Origin of the sequence: Streptococcus sp. KHUD_010 (assembly GCF_040207525.1) — a bacterium.
GTDB classification, from domain to species: Bacteria; Bacillota; Bacilli; order Lactobacillales; family Streptococcaceae; genus Streptococcus; species Streptococcus hominis.
Genome location: NZ_CP157941.1, coordinates 1,609,894 through 1,626,359 on the forward strand (window position 1 = coordinate 1,609,894; position 16,466 = coordinate 1,626,359).

Annotated in this window: 14 protein-coding genes, 2 tRNA genes and 2 rRNA genes; 1 reads left to right on the forward strand and 17 read right to left on the reverse strand. The window is 41.7% G+C overall.

Annotated features, from left to right (window positions below; translation table 11 throughout):
• Positions 1 to 108 precede the first annotated feature (108 nt).
• From ABKA15_RS07895 to ABKA15_RS07955, 13 genes are all read right to left on the reverse strand, one after another.
• Positions 109 to 879, reverse strand: coding sequence for an acetyl-CoA carboxylase carboxyl transferase subunit alpha (locus tag ABKA15_RS07895; protein ID WP_049514548.1), 771 nt, complete (start codon positions 877 to 879; stop codon positions 109 to 111).
• Positions 876 to 1,739 (reverse strand): acetyl-CoA carboxylase, carboxyltransferase subunit beta, encoded by an 864-nt coding sequence (gene accD, locus ABKA15_RS07900; protein ID WP_049514550.1) that lies wholly within the window; start codon positions 1,737 to 1,739, stop codon positions 876 to 878. Before accD ends, ABKA15_RS07895 begins: the two co-directional genes overlap by 4 nt.
• Before the next feature lie 20 nt (positions 1,740 to 1,759).
• Positions 1,760 to 3,127: an acetyl-CoA carboxylase biotin carboxylase subunit gene (locus tag ABKA15_RS07905; protein WP_049514551.1), complete on the reverse strand. Its 1,368-nt coding sequence runs from the start codon at positions 3,125 to 3,127 to the stop codon at positions 1,760 to 1,762.
• 16 nt (positions 3,128 to 3,143) lie between these two features.
• Complete coding sequence (fabZ, locus tag ABKA15_RS07910) at positions 3,144 to 3,566, reverse strand: 3-hydroxyacyl-ACP dehydratase FabZ (RefSeq protein ID WP_003043557.1); 423 nt, start codon at positions 3,564 to 3,566, stop codon at positions 3,144 to 3,146.
• Positions 3,563 to 4,042 carry an acetyl-CoA carboxylase biotin carboxyl carrier protein gene (gene accB, locus ABKA15_RS07915; RefSeq protein WP_003043528.1) on the reverse strand — a complete coding sequence of 160 codons (480 nt, stop codon included), beginning with the start codon at positions 4,040 to 4,042 and terminating at the stop codon, positions 3,563 to 3,565. Before accB ends, fabZ begins: the two co-directional genes overlap by 4 nt.
• The gene (gene fabF / locus ABKA15_RS07920; protein WP_021001274.1) at positions 4,043 to 5,275 is read right to left on the reverse strand and encodes a beta-ketoacyl-ACP synthase II; all 1,233 of its coding nucleotides are present in this window, start codon (positions 5,273 to 5,275) and stop codon (positions 4,043 to 4,045) included.
• 62 nt (positions 5,276 to 5,337) lie between these two features.
• Positions 5,338 to 6,072: a 3-oxoacyl-[acyl-carrier-protein] reductase gene (gene fabG, locus ABKA15_RS07925; RefSeq protein ID WP_049514554.1), complete on the reverse strand. Its 735-nt coding sequence runs from the start codon at positions 6,070 to 6,072 to the stop codon at positions 5,338 to 5,340.
• Between the two features lie 2 nt (positions 6,073 to 6,074).
• Positions 6,075 to 7,001, reverse strand: a complete 927-nt coding sequence (gene fabD / locus ABKA15_RS07930) for an ACP S-malonyltransferase (protein WP_049514556.1) — start codon at positions 6,999 to 7,001, stop codon at positions 6,075 to 6,077.
• Positions 6,994 to 7,968, reverse strand: coding sequence for an enoyl-[acyl-carrier-protein] reductase FabK (fabK, locus tag ABKA15_RS07935; protein ID WP_049514558.1), 975 nt, complete (start codon positions 7,966 to 7,968; stop codon positions 6,994 to 6,996). Before fabK ends, fabD begins: the two co-directional genes overlap by 8 nt.
• A gap of 212 nt (positions 7,969 to 8,180) precedes the next feature.
• A complete protein-coding gene (locus ABKA15_RS07940) occupies positions 8,181 to 8,405 on the reverse strand; it encodes an acyl carrier protein (RefSeq protein WP_003026017.1) in 225 nt (74 codons plus the stop codon).
• Between the two features lie 53 nt (positions 8,406 to 8,458).
• Positions 8,459 to 9,433 carry a beta-ketoacyl-ACP synthase III gene (locus tag ABKA15_RS07945; RefSeq protein ID WP_049514559.1) on the reverse strand — a complete coding sequence of 325 codons (975 nt, stop codon included), beginning with the start codon at positions 9,431 to 9,433 and terminating at the stop codon, positions 8,459 to 8,461.
• Positions 9,433 to 9,867, reverse strand: a complete 435-nt coding sequence (locus ABKA15_RS07950; protein WP_003026022.1) for a MarR family transcriptional regulator — start codon at positions 9,865 to 9,867, stop codon at positions 9,433 to 9,435. Before ABKA15_RS07950 ends, ABKA15_RS07945 begins: the two co-directional genes overlap by 1 nt.
• Before the next feature lie 91 nt (positions 9,868 to 9,958).
• Positions 9,959 to 10,750 carry an enoyl-CoA hydratase gene (locus ABKA15_RS07955; RefSeq protein WP_003043475.1) on the reverse strand — a complete coding sequence of 264 codons (792 nt, stop codon included), beginning with the start codon at positions 10,748 to 10,750 and terminating at the stop codon, positions 9,959 to 9,961.
• A gap of 167 nt (positions 10,751 to 10,917) precedes the next feature.
• Here ABKA15_RS07955 and ABKA15_RS07960 point away from each other — a divergent pair, with 167 nt between their 5' ends.
• Positions 10,918 to 12,267 carry an aspartate kinase gene (locus ABKA15_RS07960; protein WP_049514561.1) on the forward strand — a complete coding sequence of 450 codons (1,350 nt, stop codon included), beginning with the start codon at positions 10,918 to 10,920 and terminating at the stop codon, positions 12,265 to 12,267.
• Between the two features lie 495 nt (positions 12,268 to 12,762).
• Here the strand turns inward: ABKA15_RS07960 and ABKA15_RS07965 are convergent.
• The 4 genes from ABKA15_RS07965 to ABKA15_RS07980 all read right to left on the reverse strand — a co-directional run bounded on the left by ABKA15_RS07965 (position 12,763) and on the right by ABKA15_RS07980 (position 16,438).
• A tRNA-Asn gene (locus ABKA15_RS07965) sits at positions 12,763 to 12,836 on the reverse strand.
• 5 nt (positions 12,837 to 12,841) lie between these two features.
• A 5S ribosomal RNA gene (gene rrf / locus ABKA15_RS07970) occupies positions 12,842 to 12,957 on the reverse strand.
• Between the two features lie 242 nt (positions 12,958 to 13,199).
• Positions 13,200 to 16,101 (reverse strand): 23S ribosomal RNA (locus ABKA15_RS07975).
• Between the two features lie 264 nt (positions 16,102 to 16,365).
• Positions 16,366 to 16,438: transfer RNA gene (locus ABKA15_RS07980), tRNA-Ala, on the reverse strand.
• Positions 16,439 to 16,466 lie beyond the last annotated feature (28 nt).

Here is a 16,466-nt window from a genome sequence, read left to right on the forward strand (position 1 = left end):
TCTCCCTTTGTCCATTCTCTATTATAGCAGAAAATATTACAGAAAAGCGTATTTTAAAAATAAAAAAACAGAAGTGAACGGTACAAGCCAATCCACTTCTGATTTTTATTAGTATTTTCGAAATCGTTGGTAACGTGCTTCTAAAAGTTGTTCAAGTGGTAGCTGAGACAAATTTGTTAATTCAGCAACTATTTCTTGCTTCACAGCATACAATAAATCCTGATTGCTAAGCCTTGCTTCTGGAATCACCTTGTCCACTACTCTCATATCAAGAAGCTCATGAGAAGTGATTTTCATGAGTTCTGCAGCTTCCATAGCACGACTGCCGTCTTTCCACAAGATAGAAGCAAAACCTTCGGGACTAAGCACCGCGTAAATTGAATTTTCTAGCATCCAGACCTTGTCTGCAACAGCTAAAGCTAGCGCTCCTCCAGATCCGCCTTCACCGATAATAATAGCGATAATCGGCACCTTTAAATCGCTCATCTCGAGCAAATTACGTGCAATAGCTTCTCCTTGACCGCGCTCTTCAGCCCCAACTCCTGGATAAGCACCGGCTGTGTTGATAAACGTAACGACAGGACGACCAAATTTCTCTGCCTGCTTCATCAAGCGAAGTGCTTTTCGATAACCTTCTGGATGAGGTTGTCCAAAATTCCGTTGCAAATTATCCTGTAGATTGCGTCCTTTTTGAATCCCAACAACGGTGATGGGCTGACCATCTAAAGTTCCGATTCCACCGATAACCGCTCCGTCATCTCGAAAAGAACGATCGCCATGTAATTCAATAAAATTCTCGCAAATTCCTTGCGCAAAATCCAAAGCTGTCAATCGTGCCTGATCTCGTGCTTCTTTAATAATTCGGGTAATCTTTGTCACTGTTCACCTCCATGGAAAGCCAATAACATTGCAATGGTGGAGCGCAATTCCAAGCGTTTGACAATGGCATCAACAAAACCATGTTCAAGCAAAAATTCTGCCTTTTGGAAGTCATCTGGCAATTTTTCACGAACGGTTGTTTCAATTACTCGGCGACCTGCAAAGCCAACAAGCGCTTGCGTTTCAGCCAAAATGATGTCTCCTTCCATGGCAAATGAAGCCGTCACCCCACCCGTGGTCGGGTCTGTTAAGATCGTCAAATAAAACAAGCCAGCATTAGAATGACGTTTCACCGCTGCGGATACTTTAGCCATTTGCATCAAACTCATAATTCCTTCTTGCATGCGAGCGCCACCAGAAGCTGTAAACAAAGTGACTGGCAACTGATGTTCTGTAGCATATTCAAAAAGACGAGTAATTTTTTCTCCAACGACCGTTCCCATAGAAGCCATGATAAAGTTGGAATCCATGATCCCCAGTGCAGTTTTTTGACCACCGATTGTCGCAATTCCTGTCAATACCGCCTCATCCAAACCTGTTTTTTCACGGACAGTCCTTAATTTTTCACGATATTTAGGAAACTTCAAGGGGTCTGATGTTTCAATTCCTGTAAATAATTCCTCAAAACTATTGGCATCTACCGTTAAATTGAGGCGTTCAAAAGCTGAAATACGAAACGTATAGCCACATTGCGGGCAAATCCGTTCACTTCCCAAATCTTTTTGGTAAATGATATGCTTACATCCTGGACATTTTGAAAACAGTTCATCCGGAAACTCTGGTTTCACTTGAGGTTTCTCACGACTGGAACGGTTTGGATTGATCCGAATATACTTATCCTTTTTGGAAAACAAAGCCATGACTTATATCCTTTACTCCTCTACTTTTTCTTTTGATAAGCTGGTAAAAATTTCTCCATAAGAAAAGCTGTATCATAATCGCCAGCAATGACATGTGGGTCTGAAATCAAATCTAACTGAAAACCGCTATTTGTCACAACACCGTCGATTTCTAACTCATAGAGCGCACGCTGCATTTTCATTAATGCATCAAAGCGATTTTCACCATGAACAATAATCTTGGCAATCATGCTGTCATAATACGGCGGAATCGTGTAGCCAGGATAAACTGCAGAATCCACACGCAACCCCACTCCACCACTCGGTAGATAGAGATTGGAAATCTTTCCCGGACTTGGTGCAAAGTTAAATGCAGGATTTTCCGCATTGATTCGACACTCAATCGCATGACCTGTTATATGAATATCTTCTTGGTTAAAAGGCAGCTCTTGCCCCACAGCAATTTTGATTTGCTCCTTAACAATGTCCACCCCCGTTACAAATTCCGTTATCGGATGCTCCACTTGTACACGAGTATTCATTTCCATGAAATAAAATTCTCTTTTGCCTTCATCAAATAAGAATTCAATCGTTCCAGCGTTTTCATATCCGACAGATTGGGCAGCTCGTACAGCAGCTTCCCCAATTTTACGACGAAGGGTCTTGCCAATCGCAACCGACGGACTTTCTTCCAGCACTTTTTGATTATTTCTTTGAAGTGAACAATCGCGCTCGCCTAAGTGGACAACATGACCATGTTGGTCAGCCAAGATTTGGACTTCAATATGCCGAGCTGGATAAATGACACGCTCCATATACATGGCGCCATTTCCGAAAGCCGCTTTGGCTTCGCTGGAAGCCGACTCAAAAGCAGCTACTAAATCCTCTGCTTTTTCAACCTTCCGAATACCTTTGCCACCACCGCCAGCAGAAGCTTTCAGCATAACTGGATAGCCGATTTTTTCTGCAACCGCAAGTGCTTCGTCTGAAGTATGAACTTCGCCATCAGAACCTGGGATTACAGGCACATTAGCCTTAATCATCTGAGCACGCGCATTGATTTTATCACCCATTAAATCCATTACCGCTCCCGAAGGACCGATAAATTTAATACCAACTTCCTCGCACATCGTCGCAAACTTAGAATTTTCACTCAAAAAACCAAAGCCTGGATGAATTGCCTCTGCTCCAGTCAAAACTGCGGCAGAAAGAACCGCATTCATATTGAGGTAGGATTCTGTCGACTTTGCCGGACCAATGCAAACCGCTTCATCTGCCAGTAAAGTATGGAGAGCTTCTTTGTCAGCAGTAGAATAGACTGCGACTGTCGCAATCCCTAATTCTCTAGCTGCACGAATAATTCTGACCGCAATTTCCCCACGGTTGGCAATTAAAATCTTACGAAACATGGTGAAATCTCCTTTTTTATTGTCCGAGGGCAAAAGTTAAAGTACCACTCGCTGCCAACTTCCCGTCAACTTCTGCTTTCGCTTCCACAACCGCAATGGTGCCACGACGCTTCACAAACTTCGCTGTCATGATGAGCTGATCACCAGGAACAACTTGTTTTTTAAATTTCACCTTGTCCATTCCGGCATAAAAGACCAATTTCCCTTTATTTTCTTCTTTGGATAATTCCAAAACACCGGCTGTTTGAGCCAAAGCCTCCATGATGAGAACTCCCGGCATGACAGGATATTCAGGGAAATGTCCGTTGAAAAAAGGCTCATTGATTGTAACATTTTTAAGCGCTACAATCTCATCTTCTTTCACTTCCAACACACGATCAACCAACAGCATAGGGTAACGATGTGGAAGAGCTTCTTTTATCGCATTGATATCAATCATTTAATCCGCACCAAACCTTTCCCAAATTCGACCATTTCTTCATTTTGGACAAGGATTTCCGTCACAATACCGTCCTTAGGTGACGGAACTTCATTCATCACTTTCATGGCCTCAATAATCATCAAGGTTTGCCCTTTCTTGACTTGGTCGCCAACGGAAACAAAGGAAGGTTTATCAGGTCCAGAAGCAAGATAAGCAACTCCAACCAAGGGACTTTCTACTACATCGCCTTCAGCTGTAGGTGTTTCTGGACTAATCGTTTCCTCCACAATTGGAGGAACAGTTGGCTGGGTAACTTCTACTTGTGAAACAAGATTGGTGTTCACTGTTGAATCCTCTGCAGAAGGAGCAATTGATTCAACTGTTCTTTCATTTTTACTGAAAGTTAATTCATCGCTTTGATTTTTATAAGAAAATTCACGCAGACTTGATTGGTCAAATTGAGCCATCAAATCTTTGATTTCATTGATATTCATTTAAGCCTCCCAGCGCTTGAATGCAAGTACAGCATTGTGCCCGCCAAAGCCAAAGGTATTTGAAATCGCATACGGAATATCATGTTCTTGCCCTTGACCATAGATGACATTCGCCTCGATATCATCTGAAAGTTCTTGCGTTCCTGCAGTCATCGGTACAAAGTTATGACGCATTGCTTCAATCGTTGCAATAGCTTCTACTGCACCGGCTGCACCAAGAAGGTGACCTGTGAAAGATTTCGTAGAAGAAACCGGTACTTCTTTCCCAAGAACATTAACAATCGCTTGACTTTCACCCTTTTCATTGGCTTGTGTAGAAGTTCCATGAGCATTCACATAGGCAATGTCTGAAGGTTGTAATCCTGCTTCTTCAATGGCTAGTTTCATAGCTTTAGCAGCCCCTGTACCAGCTGGTGATGGTGTTGTCATGTGATATGCGTCACAAGTATTTCCATACCCCACAATTTCTGCTAAAATTGTTGCCCCACGTTTTTCAGCATGTTCTAGACTTTCAATTACTAAAACACCTGCCCCTTCTCCCATTACAAATCCATTCCGATCTTTATCAAATGGAATAGACGAACGTTTTGGATCTTCATTTGTGGAAAGAGCTGTAAGAGCTGCAAAACCGCCGATGCCAATTTCGTTGATAGAGCATTCAGAACCACCTGCTAAAATAACATCTTGAAAACCAAATTTAATTTCACGGAATGCCTCTCCAATAGCATCATTAGAAGACGCACAAGCAGTTGTAATAGATTTACACACCCCATTAGCTCCCACACGAATAGCAATATTTCCGGCTCCCATATTTGAAAGTGCTTTAGGAATGAAGAGCGGTTGGATACGATTGGCTCCTCTTTCATGCATTCGGATAATTTGATCTTGCAATTCTTTTAAGCCACCAATCCCACTAGATACAATGACCCCAAATCGATCATGGTCAACTGTCTCGGTATCTAGATGAGCATTTTCTAACGCTTCTAAAGCTGCATGAATGGCATAAATAGAATACATATCCATACGATTTTTGTCTTTTTTAACAAAATGTTTTTCTAGCGGGAAATCTTTAATTTCTGCTGCATTATGTACACCAATCACACTAGGATCAAAATTCGTAATTGGACCAATACCAATCTTCCCTTCTTTTAGACTATCCCAAAACTCTTCGGGTGTGTTTCCAATAGGTGAAGTTACTCCATATCCTGTTACAACAACTCGATTTAGTTTCATTTCAAACTCCTTTATTAAGAAAATATATCACATGCTTAAAACTCGTAAGTTTTAGTCACCTTCTACCTCATGGTTAAGCCGCCATCAATGGCAATGACTTGCCCAGTTAAATACTCTTGACGAGCTAGAAAGGCTGCCACTTCTGCTACTTCGTTGGTATTCCCAAAACGTTTCATCGGAATTTGTGCTAACGTAGCTTCTTTCACTTTATCAGACAAAACATCGGTCATATCTGACTCAATCATACCTGGTGCAATAGCATTCACTCGTACATTGCGAGCTGCTACTTCACGCGCTACAGACTTAGTAAATCCAATCAGTCCAGCCTTAGAAGCCGCATAGTTTGCTTGACCGACATTGCCAATCAAACCAACCACACTTGATACATTGATAACAGCACCTTGACGAGCTTTCGACATTGGCTTCAAAACCGCTTGAGTCATATTAAAAGCACCAACAAGATTCACTTTCAAGACCTGTTCAAAATCTTCCTCTGTCAATTTTAGCATGAGTTTATCTTTTGTAATCCCTGCATTATTGACCAGAATATCCACGCTTCCAAGTTTTTCGATAGTTTCTTCTACCATCCGCTTGGCATCCGTGCTATCTGACACATCACCAGAGATAGAAACCACTTGTACACCATAATCTGAAAATTCAGAGACGAGCACCTCATCAATCTCACGGCGACCGTTTAAAACAATGTTGGCACCTAGACTCGCAAACTTATGTGCCATTGCAAGACCAATTCCACGTGTTGAACCAGTTATAAAAACATTTTTACCTTTAAGTTCCATACCTATTCCTTATTTTCTAGAAGAGTAGATAAACTTCTAACATCTTCAACGTGAGCAACCTTTGCCGATTTATCAATTTTTTTAACAAAACCAGAAAGAACCTTACCTGGACCAATTTCAATAAAATTAGTTACACCAACTTTTTGCATCGTTGCAATACTATCATAAAAACGAACTGGTTCCATAACTTGACGAGTTAAAAGTTCCTTAATTCGTCCTTGTTCCATGACAGTTGCTTCTGTATTTCCTACCAAATGAAGTTTGAAATCAGCAAATTCAACTGTTTCCAAAACTTTTGCCAATTTATCACTTGCAGGTTTTAGCAAAGCTGTATGAAATGGACCGGAAACATTCAAAGGGATGAGACGCTTAACACCAGCTTCTTTTAACAATTCCACTGCTTTGTTAACCGCTTCAACTTCACCACCAATAACAATCTGACTAGGTGTATTGTAATTTGCTGGTGATACAATTCCTAGCTGGCTTGCCTTTTGACAAGCTACTTCAATTGTAGCTAAATCGGCATTTAAAACCGCAACCATTTTACCAGAGCCAGCAGGAGCTGCTTCTTCCATAAAAGCACCACGCTTTGCCACCAAATCAACCGCCGTTGTAAACTTCAAAGCACCTGCTGCTACCATGGCAGAGTATTCCCCAAGAGAAAGGCCTGCTACCATATCAGCATACATTCCTTTTTCTTGCAATAATCGGTAAATAGCAACCGAAGTGGTTAAAATTGCTGGCTGAGTATGGCGTGTCTGATTGAGCTTTTCTTCCTCATTATCTATCAGATATCGTAGATCATAGCCCAATACTTGACTTGCTTCATCATAGGTTGTCCTTACTACATCAAACTGATCGTAAAGGTCACGAGCCATTCCCAGATACTGAGCACCCTGACCTGCAAATAGAAAGGCTGTTTTAGTCATTTCTAGTTACTCCTGCCCAACGGCTAGCTTCTTTTTGGATTACCTCTGCTGCACCGTAGTAAATATCTTTTAAAATTTCTTCAACTGTTTCTTCTTTGCTGACAAGCCCCGCAATTTGTCCTGACATGACAGAACCATGTTCAACATCACCGCGAACAACTGCATTTGCAAGAGCGCCAGCTCCTAAATTCTCAAAAACAGTTAAATCAGGATTTTCTTGCTTAAAAGCATCCTTTTCTGCTTGGTCAAATTCTCTAGTTAGTTTATTTTTCAAAGCTCGTACCGCATGACCAAAATGTTGAGCAGAAATAGTGGTATCAATATCCCGAGCTTTCAAAATCATATTTTTATAATTTTGGTGCGCATTTGACTCTTTTGCAACGACGAAACGTGTTCCCACTTGAACAGCCTCTGCACCAAGCATAAAGCCTGCAGCTGCACCGCGACCATCTGCGATTCCACCCGCTGCAATCACAGGAATATCAACTGCTTCAACTACCTGACGAACCAAAGTCATGGTGGTTAATTTTCCAATATGCCCACCTGCTTCCATTCCTTCAGCAATGACTGCATCTGCACCAATTTTTTCCATTCGCTTAGCCAATGCTACACTTGGAACTACTGGAATGACTGTAATACCTGCGTCGTGGAAACGAGTCATATATTTACTTGGATTTCCTGCACCAGTTGTCACAACCTTGACACCTTCTTCAATCACTAAGTCAACAATATCTTCCACAAACGGTGACAACAGCATGATATTCACGCCAAAAGGTTTGTCTGTCAATGACTTAATTTTATCAATATTAGCTTTGACAACTTCTTTCGGTGCATTACCACCACCGATAATGCCAAGACCTCCCGCTTTAGAAACTGCACCAGCCAAGTCACCATCAGCAACCCAGGCCATTCCTCCCTGGAAAATAGGATATTTAATATTTAACAATTCTGTAACACGTGTTTGCATAATACCTTCCTTTATATTGCTTAAGTAATAGCTCAATCATTTCAATTATACCCTTTGTATAATTTGAAAATCAAACTATTACCTAAACAAGAGGGAGTGGAACCTATCATCTTTAAATTGATTTTATCGTTCCACCCTAGCAAAATTGACTGTCTACCTCAATACCTTTTTTAAAAGAGGGCGAGAATCTTCTCTCAGCCCCGTTTCATTTTTTATTTTGTTTTTTCTTCCACATAAGCGACCAAGTCACCAACTGTGTTCAATCCTTCTTCAGTTTCAATTTGAATATCGAATGCATCTTCGATTTCTGAAATAACTTGGAACAAATCCAATGAATCTGCATCAAGATCATCAAAAGTTGACTCAAGAGTAACTTCTGAAGGTTCCTTACCAAGTTCTTCCACAATAATTTCTTGTACTTTTTCAAATACTGCCATGATAGACTCCTTTAAAAATAAATATTTATATTCATGTGTTTACCACATAATAACTAAATTGTAACAATAAGTGTGCCCCATGTCAAACCTCCACCGAATCCTGACAGCAAAACTGTTTGACTGCCATCAAGGTGAATGAGTCCTTTTTCAACACACTCAGATAAAAGAATTGGAATGCTCGCCGCACTCGTATTCCCATATTCCATCATATTTGCAGGAAGTTTTTCCCTCGCTGCACCAATCTTTTTCGCCATTTTATCTAAAATACGAATATTGGCCTGATGTAATAGTAAATAGTCAATATCCTTTACTTGAATATCACTGGATTCAATCGTATTTTTTATAGATTTTGCCACATCTCGAATAGCAAAATCAAAAATTTTTCGACCATCCATTATCAAGTAAGGCGCTACTTCTCCCTTTTCAGAATAAGGTGAAGATAAACCAACTTTACCACAAGTCAAGCTTTCCCCACGCGAACCGTCTGTATATTGACTTTCAGCTAAAAAATGCTGCTGCTCTGAGCTCTCTAGCAAAACACCACCAGCACCATCACCGAAAAGAACCGCAGTTGAACGATCAGACCAGTCAAGAACTTTTGATAAGGTTTCACTTCCTATAACAAAGCCCTTCTGGTAACGACCTGAAGAAATTAACTTTTCAGCTGTCGACAGAGCGAAGATAAAGCCACTGCAAGCTGCTGTCAAATCAAAGGCAAAAGCATGATTTGCACCAATATTTGCTTGAACTCGTGCAGCCGTTGAAGGCATCATAGAGTCTGGGGTGATAGTTGCCACAATGATAAAGTCTAGCTCATCTGCATGGATATTCGCCTTTTTCAACAATTGACTTGCCACCTTTGTAGCCAAATCACTCGTTGATTCTGCTTGTGACAGATGACGGCGTTCTATTCCTGTCCGACTTGAAATCCATTCATCGCTCGTATCCATTATTTTTGCCAAATCATCATTTGTAACCACCTGACTTGGAGCATAATGAGCGACTTGACTAATTTTCGCATAGTTCATTATTTCAAATCCTCTAGAAAACGATACAGATTAGTCAGACCTTTTCCCATGACCTTCATCTCTTCAGCATCCATTCCTTCAATGATTCTTTCAACCATTCTCTTGTGAAATCTTCTATGCAAGCGATAAATTAGGCGACCATTTTTTGTCAAATTCAGATGAACAACACGACGATCAACTTCTGAACGTGTCCGTTCAATATAGCCTTTTCTTTCAAGGTTATTTAAACTAGTTGTTACGGTTCCTAATGTCACCATCAATTCCTTTGCTACGCTACTAGGAGTCGCATTGGGATTTTTTCCAACAACATCAATCGTGTGCATTTCTTTGATAGAGATATCTTTGAAGCGACTGCCTCTCAAACTAGATTCTTCAATAACCAATACATTATTGAAAATAGATGTTAAATAATCATTGACCAATTGGTAATCCAAAAATCTATCCTCCTCTAACAAAAAACTTTCAACATCAAAACATTTGACTAGAAAAGTATATCAAATATCAAATTAAATTGCAACTACTTTTTTACTTCCCAGAAAATTTTGGTCGACGCTTCTCAGCATAAGCTCGCACCCCTTCTTTGAAATCTTCTGTGAAAGCCAATGTCTTCTGCAACTGTAGTTCGAGTTTTGCATACTCATCCCAACCAGTAAACAAACTCTTCCATACCAATTCTTTAATAGCACGATAAGAATTAAGTGAATGACGTTTCAACTTCTTAATCACTTGATTCGTTGTAGTTTCTAACTTTTCAACTTCACAAACTTTATACAAAAGACCGTAATTTAAAGCTTTTTCTGCGTTTAACGGTTCACCTGTCATTGCTAATTGAGTTGCTCTCGTCACACCAATCGCTCTAGCAAGTAAATACAGACCACCCGCATCAGGAGCAAGACCTACCCCCACAAAAGCTTGAATAAAACGAGAACGCTCCGTTGCAATACAGAAATCTGCAGCTACCACCATATTAGCTGCCGCACCAGCAACTGGTCCATCTACACTCATAATGATCGGCTTAGATAGTTGTTTCATTGAGTAAGAAATTTCATTGACTAATTCAGCAATTTTCACCAAAGACTGAATATCATCTGCCTCCACTGCTCGTTGCATTTCTGCCAAATCACCACCAACAGAAAATACTTTTCCATTTGCATTGATGAGCAATATTTGGACAGCTTTATCCTCAGCAGCCAATTCAATGGCTTTTAAAATTTCCTCACACATGGGAACATTAAACCCATTGGAAACCTCCGGGCGATTCAATGTTAAAGTCGCAACACCGTCATTGACACTATATAAAATATTTTCAAATTGCATTAAATTGCCTCCGACAATTCTTTTCTTTGTCAATTAAATTATTTGAATATCAAATAATATGGTTACATTCTAACATAAAATATTTGCTTTAGCAAGTAAGTACAAGCAGATTTGAAAAGATTTCAGAATTTTGCTATAATTTAAACAATCAGCCTATAGGAGAATTTATGAAAGTTGTTAAATTTGGAGGAAGTTCACTTGCCTCCGCTGGTCAATTAGAAAAAGTATTACAGATTATAAAAGCTGATCCTGAACGTCGCTTCGTGATTGTCTCTGCACCTGGGAAGCGAAGCACTCAGGATACAAAGGTAACAGATGCCCTCATTAAATATTATCGAGACTATGTTGCTGGTAATGACGTAACAAAACACCAACAATGGATTATTCAGCGTTATCGAGATATGGCGTTAGAACTGCAGCTTAAACCAAATATTCTAGAGAGAATTTCAAAAAGTTTCCAAAAGCTCGCAAGCCTTCCTATCGAAAATAATAAGTTCTTGTACGATACTTTTCTTGCTGCAGGTGAAAATAACAATGCGAAACTCATTGCAGCTTATTTTACCCAAAATGGCGTAGATGCTCGTTATGTTCACCCTAGAGAAGCAGGACTCATTGTATCCAGCGAACCAGGAAATGCTCGACTTCTCCCTTCCAGTTATGATAAAATTGAAGAATTAAATGAAGCCGATGAAGTCTTAATTATCCCAGGATTCTTTGGAGTAACAAAAGACGACCAGATTTGCACCTTTTCACGTGGCGGGTCCGATATTACTGGCTCCATTATTGCGGCAGGTGTAAAAGCTGATCTTTACGAAAATTTCACAGATGTTGACGGTATTTTTGCAGCACATCCTGGCATTATCCACATGCCACACTCCATTCCAGAATTAACTTATCGCGAAATGCGCGAATTAGCTTATGCAGGTTTTACTGTATTACATGACGAAGCACTCATTCCAGCTTACCGTGGAAAAATTCCACTCGTTATTAAAAATACAAATAACCCCACTCATTCTGGTACAAAAATTGTTTTAAAGCACAGCAACAGGGACTTCCCTGTAGTAGGTATTGCTGCAGATGCCCATTTCACCAGTATCAACATGTCTAAATACCTCATGAACCGTGAAATCGGCTTTGGTAGAAAAGTTCTGCAAATATTGGAAGATCTAAATATCCGCTGGGAGCACATGCCTACCGGTATCGATGACTTATCTATTATTCTTCGGGATCGTGAATTAACCCCCATTAAAGAGGAAGAAATTCTTCGTCAATTAAGACAAAAGTTAGAAGTCGACCACGCAGAAATCGAACATGACCTCTCAATCATTATGATTGTCGGTGAAAAAATGAAAAGTCATATTGGTTTGACCGCTACTGCAACAAAAGCATTATCAGATAATCATATTAATATCCAAATGATTTCACAAGGATCTAGTGAAGTTTCAATCATGATTGTTATCAATTCCGAACAAGAAAAAGCAGCTATAAAAGCACTGTACAAAGCTTTTTTTGAATAAAAATTGAGAGTCTAGGTAAAAATTCATAAAATAGTCAAAAAGCTTAAAATCAACGTTTTAATTAACTTGATTTTAAGCTTTTTTTGCTATGAGAGATTATTACACTTTGACCATGAATGAGTTTTTGCTCAGCCACTTGCATTATATTAACCCCAAAATCTTGATGTAGTAGCTGATGATGAAGGCAACAGTGTAAGGGCAGGTAGGAGTACGAACTAAAAATTTTCAAATTTTGATTATTTCTTACACGTAATCTTCCCAGAATGCATTATTCATGGGTGAATTCGTCAGCAAACATAAGCATCTCACCTATCTCACCCGGAAATCTATTACAAAATATAATCTCCAAGAGCAGCCTAAAAACCAAATAATCTTAATTTGATTGAGATAATACAATCCTCTCGATAAATGAAGCAGCTATAACTCATTCTATAAATTTGAAAAATAGCAAAAAAAGAAACCTGATTATATCAAAGGCTTCTAATCATCTATCAACTCCGGCAGTAGGACTCGAACCTACGACATCATGATTAACAGTCATGCGCTACTACCAACTGAGCTATGCCGGATAAATGCTAAGCGGCTACCATATCTCACAGGGGGCAACCCCCAACTACTTCCGGCGTTCTAGGGCTTAACTTCTGTGTTCGGCATGGGTACAGGTGTATCTCCTAGGCTATCGTCACTTAACTACTGAGTATCTAACACACTCAAAATTGAATAACGTCTCAAATTGTAAAAGATTTACCTCTACGCTATCTTTCTCAATGAAATTGTACTCCGGCTAAATCCTTACTAGATCTGCCTTCATTACTTAAGTAATTGTATTCGAACTAAAAAGCTAGTGATTTAGATAAATCCGCTTGAAGTCCCTATGACTTCTGCGCTGATTCCCTAAAATCATACGCTTTTCTTCACGTTCTCATTACTTCTTGGATAAGTCCTCGAGCTATTAGTATTAGTCCGCTCCATTGCTCACACAACTTCCACTCCTAACCTATCTACCTGATCTTCTCTCAGGGCTCTTACTAACATAACGTTATGGGAAATCTCATCTTGAGGTGGGTTTCACACTTAGATGCTTTCAGCGTTTATCCCTTCCCTACATAGCTACCCAGCGATGCTCTTGGCAGAACAACTGGTACACCAGCGGTAAGTCCACTCTGGTCCTCTCGTACTAGGAGCAGATCCTCTCAAATTTCCTTCGCCCGCGACGGATAGGGACCGAACTGTCTCACGACGTTCTGAACCCAGCTCGCGTGCCGCTTTAATGGGCGAACAGCCCAACCCTTGGGACCGACTACAGCCCCAGGATGCGACGAGCCGACATCGAGGTGCCAAACCTCCCCGTCGATGTGAACTCTTGGGGGAGATAAGCCTGTTATCCCCAGGGTAGCTTTTATCCGTTGAGCGATGGCCCTTCCATACGGAACCACCGGATCACTAAGCCCGACTTTCGTCCCTGCTCGAGTTGTTGCTCTCGCAGTCAAGCTCCCTTATACCTTTACACTCTGCGATTGATTTCCAACCAATCTGAGGGAACCTTTGGGCGCCTCCGTTACCTTTTAGGAGGCGACCGCCCCAGTCAAACTGCCCGTCAGACACTGTCTCCGATAGGGATCACCTATCCGGGTTAGAGTGGCCATAACACAAGGGTAGTATCCCAACATCGCCTCCATCGAAACTGGCGTCCCGATCTCTTTGGCTCCTACCTATCCTGTACATGTGGCACAGACACTCAATATCAAACTGCAGTAAAGCTCCATGGGGTCTTTCCGTCCTGTCGCGGGTAACCTGCATCTTCACAGGTACTAAAATTTCACCGAGTCTCTCGTTGAGACAGTGCCCAAATCATTACGCCTTTCGTGCGGGTCGGAACTTACCCGACAAGGAATTTCGCTACCTTAGGACCGTTATAGTTACGGCCGCCGTTTACTGGGGCTTCAATTCATACCTTCGCGTTACCGCTAAGCACTCCTCTTAACCTTCCAGCACCGGGCAGGCGTCACCCCCTATACATCATCTTACGATTTAGCAGAGAGCTGTGTTTTTGATAAACAGTTGCTTGGGCCTATTCACTGCGGCTCAGTTACACTGAGCACCCCTTCTCCCGAAGTTACGGGGTCATTTTGCCGAGTTCCTTAACGAGAGTTCTCTCGATCACCTGAGGCTACTCGCCTCGACTACCTGTGTCGGTTTGCGGTACGGGTAGAGTATAAATTAACGCTAGAAGCTTTTCTTGGCAGTGTGACGTCACTCACTTCGCTACTAAACTTCGCTCCCCATCACAGCTCAATGTTACAGATAGAAGCATTTGACTCCTATCACACCTCACTGCTTAGACGTGCTCTTCCATTCGCACGCTTGAGTTAGCCTACTGCGTCCCTCCTTCACTCTATACTCTAGTACAGGAATCTCTACCTGTTGGCCATCAGATACACCTTTCGGTCTCTCCTTAGGTCCCGACTAACCCAGGGCGGACGAGCCTTCCCCTGGAAACCTTAGTCTTACGGTGGACAGGATTCTCACCTGTCTTGCGCTACTCATACCGGCATTCTCACTTCTATGCGTTCCAGCGCTCCTCACGGTACACCTTCGCCACACATAGAACGCTCTCCTACCATCCCCTAAAGGATCCACAGCTTCGGTAAATTGTTTTAGCCCCGGTACATTTTCGGCGCAGGGTCACTCGACTAGTGAGCTATTACGCACTCTTTGAATGAATAGCTGCTTCTAAGCTAACATCCTAGTTGTCTGTGCAACCCCACATCCTTTTCCACTTAACAATTATTTTGGGACCTTAGCTGGTGGTCTGGGCTGTTTCCCTTTCGACTACGGATCTTAGCACTCGCAGTCTGACTGCCGACCATAATTCATTGGCATTCGGAGTTTATCTGAGATTGGTAATCCGGGATGGACCCCTCACCCAAACAGTGCTCTACCTCCAAGAATCTTTCTGTCGACGCTAGCCCTAAAGCTATTTCGGAGAGAACCAGCTATCTCCAAGTTCGTTTGGAATTTCTCCGCTACCCACAAGTCATCCAAGCACTTTTCAACGTGCCCTGGTGCGGTCCTCCAGTGAGTTTTACCTCACCTTCAACCTGCTCATGGGTAGGTCACATGGTTTCGGGTCTACGTCATGATACTATGGCGCCCTCTTCAGACTCGGTTTCCCTACGGCTCCGTCTCTTCAACTTAACCTCGCATCATAACGTAACTCGCCGGTTCATTCTACAAAAGGCACGCTCTCACCCATTAACGGGCTCGAACTTGTTGTAGGCACACGGTTTCAGGTTCTCTTTCACTCCCCTCCCGGGGTGCTTTTCACCTTTCCCTCACGGTACTGGTTCACTATCGGTCACTAGGGAGTATTTAGGGTTGGGAGATGGTCCTCCCAGATTCCGACGGGATTCCTCGTGTCCCGCCGTACTCAGGATCCTGCTAGGTATAAAGACTATTTAAAATACGAGGCTCTTACTCTCTCTGGCAACCTTTCCCAAGGTCTTCTTCTATAATCTTTAAGTCCACATCGCAGTCCTACAACCCCGAGAAGTAAACTTCTCGGTTTGCCCTCTTGCCCTTTCGCTCGCCGCTACTCAGGCAATCGCTTTTGCTTTCTCTTCCTGCAGCTACTTAGATGTTTCAGTTCACTGTGTCTTCCTCCTCATATCCTTAACAGATACGGGTAACAGGCATCTACCTGTTGGGTTCCCCCATTCGGATATCCCTGGATCTACGCTTACTTACAGCTCCCCAAGGCATTTCGTCGTTTGTCACGTCCTTCTTCGGCTCCTAGTGCCAAGGCATCCACCGTGCGCCCTTACTAACTTAACCTTATCTTTGACCTCTCAGTCATATACTCATTAATATTCACAGCGTTTTCGGTTTATTTTCTTGTTACTATTTGATATCGTTATTCAATTTTCAATGTGCTAATCTTAGGATATTAAGAGACGATTCGCTTGCGAAGACTTCTGTAGAAAAATAGAAAACTGACGTTGTGTTCCATGAACACAAGGAAATTTATCTTTTTTCCTAAGAAGTTAGTCTCGTATTCAACTTCACTTCTTTATTAAGTTCAGTAGGATTCTATCCTAATGGAGCCTAGCGGGATCGAACCGCTGACCTCCTGCGTGCAAAGCAGGCGCTCTCCCAGCTGAGCTAAGGCCCCACAAGACCTCTCAAAACTAAACAAGACA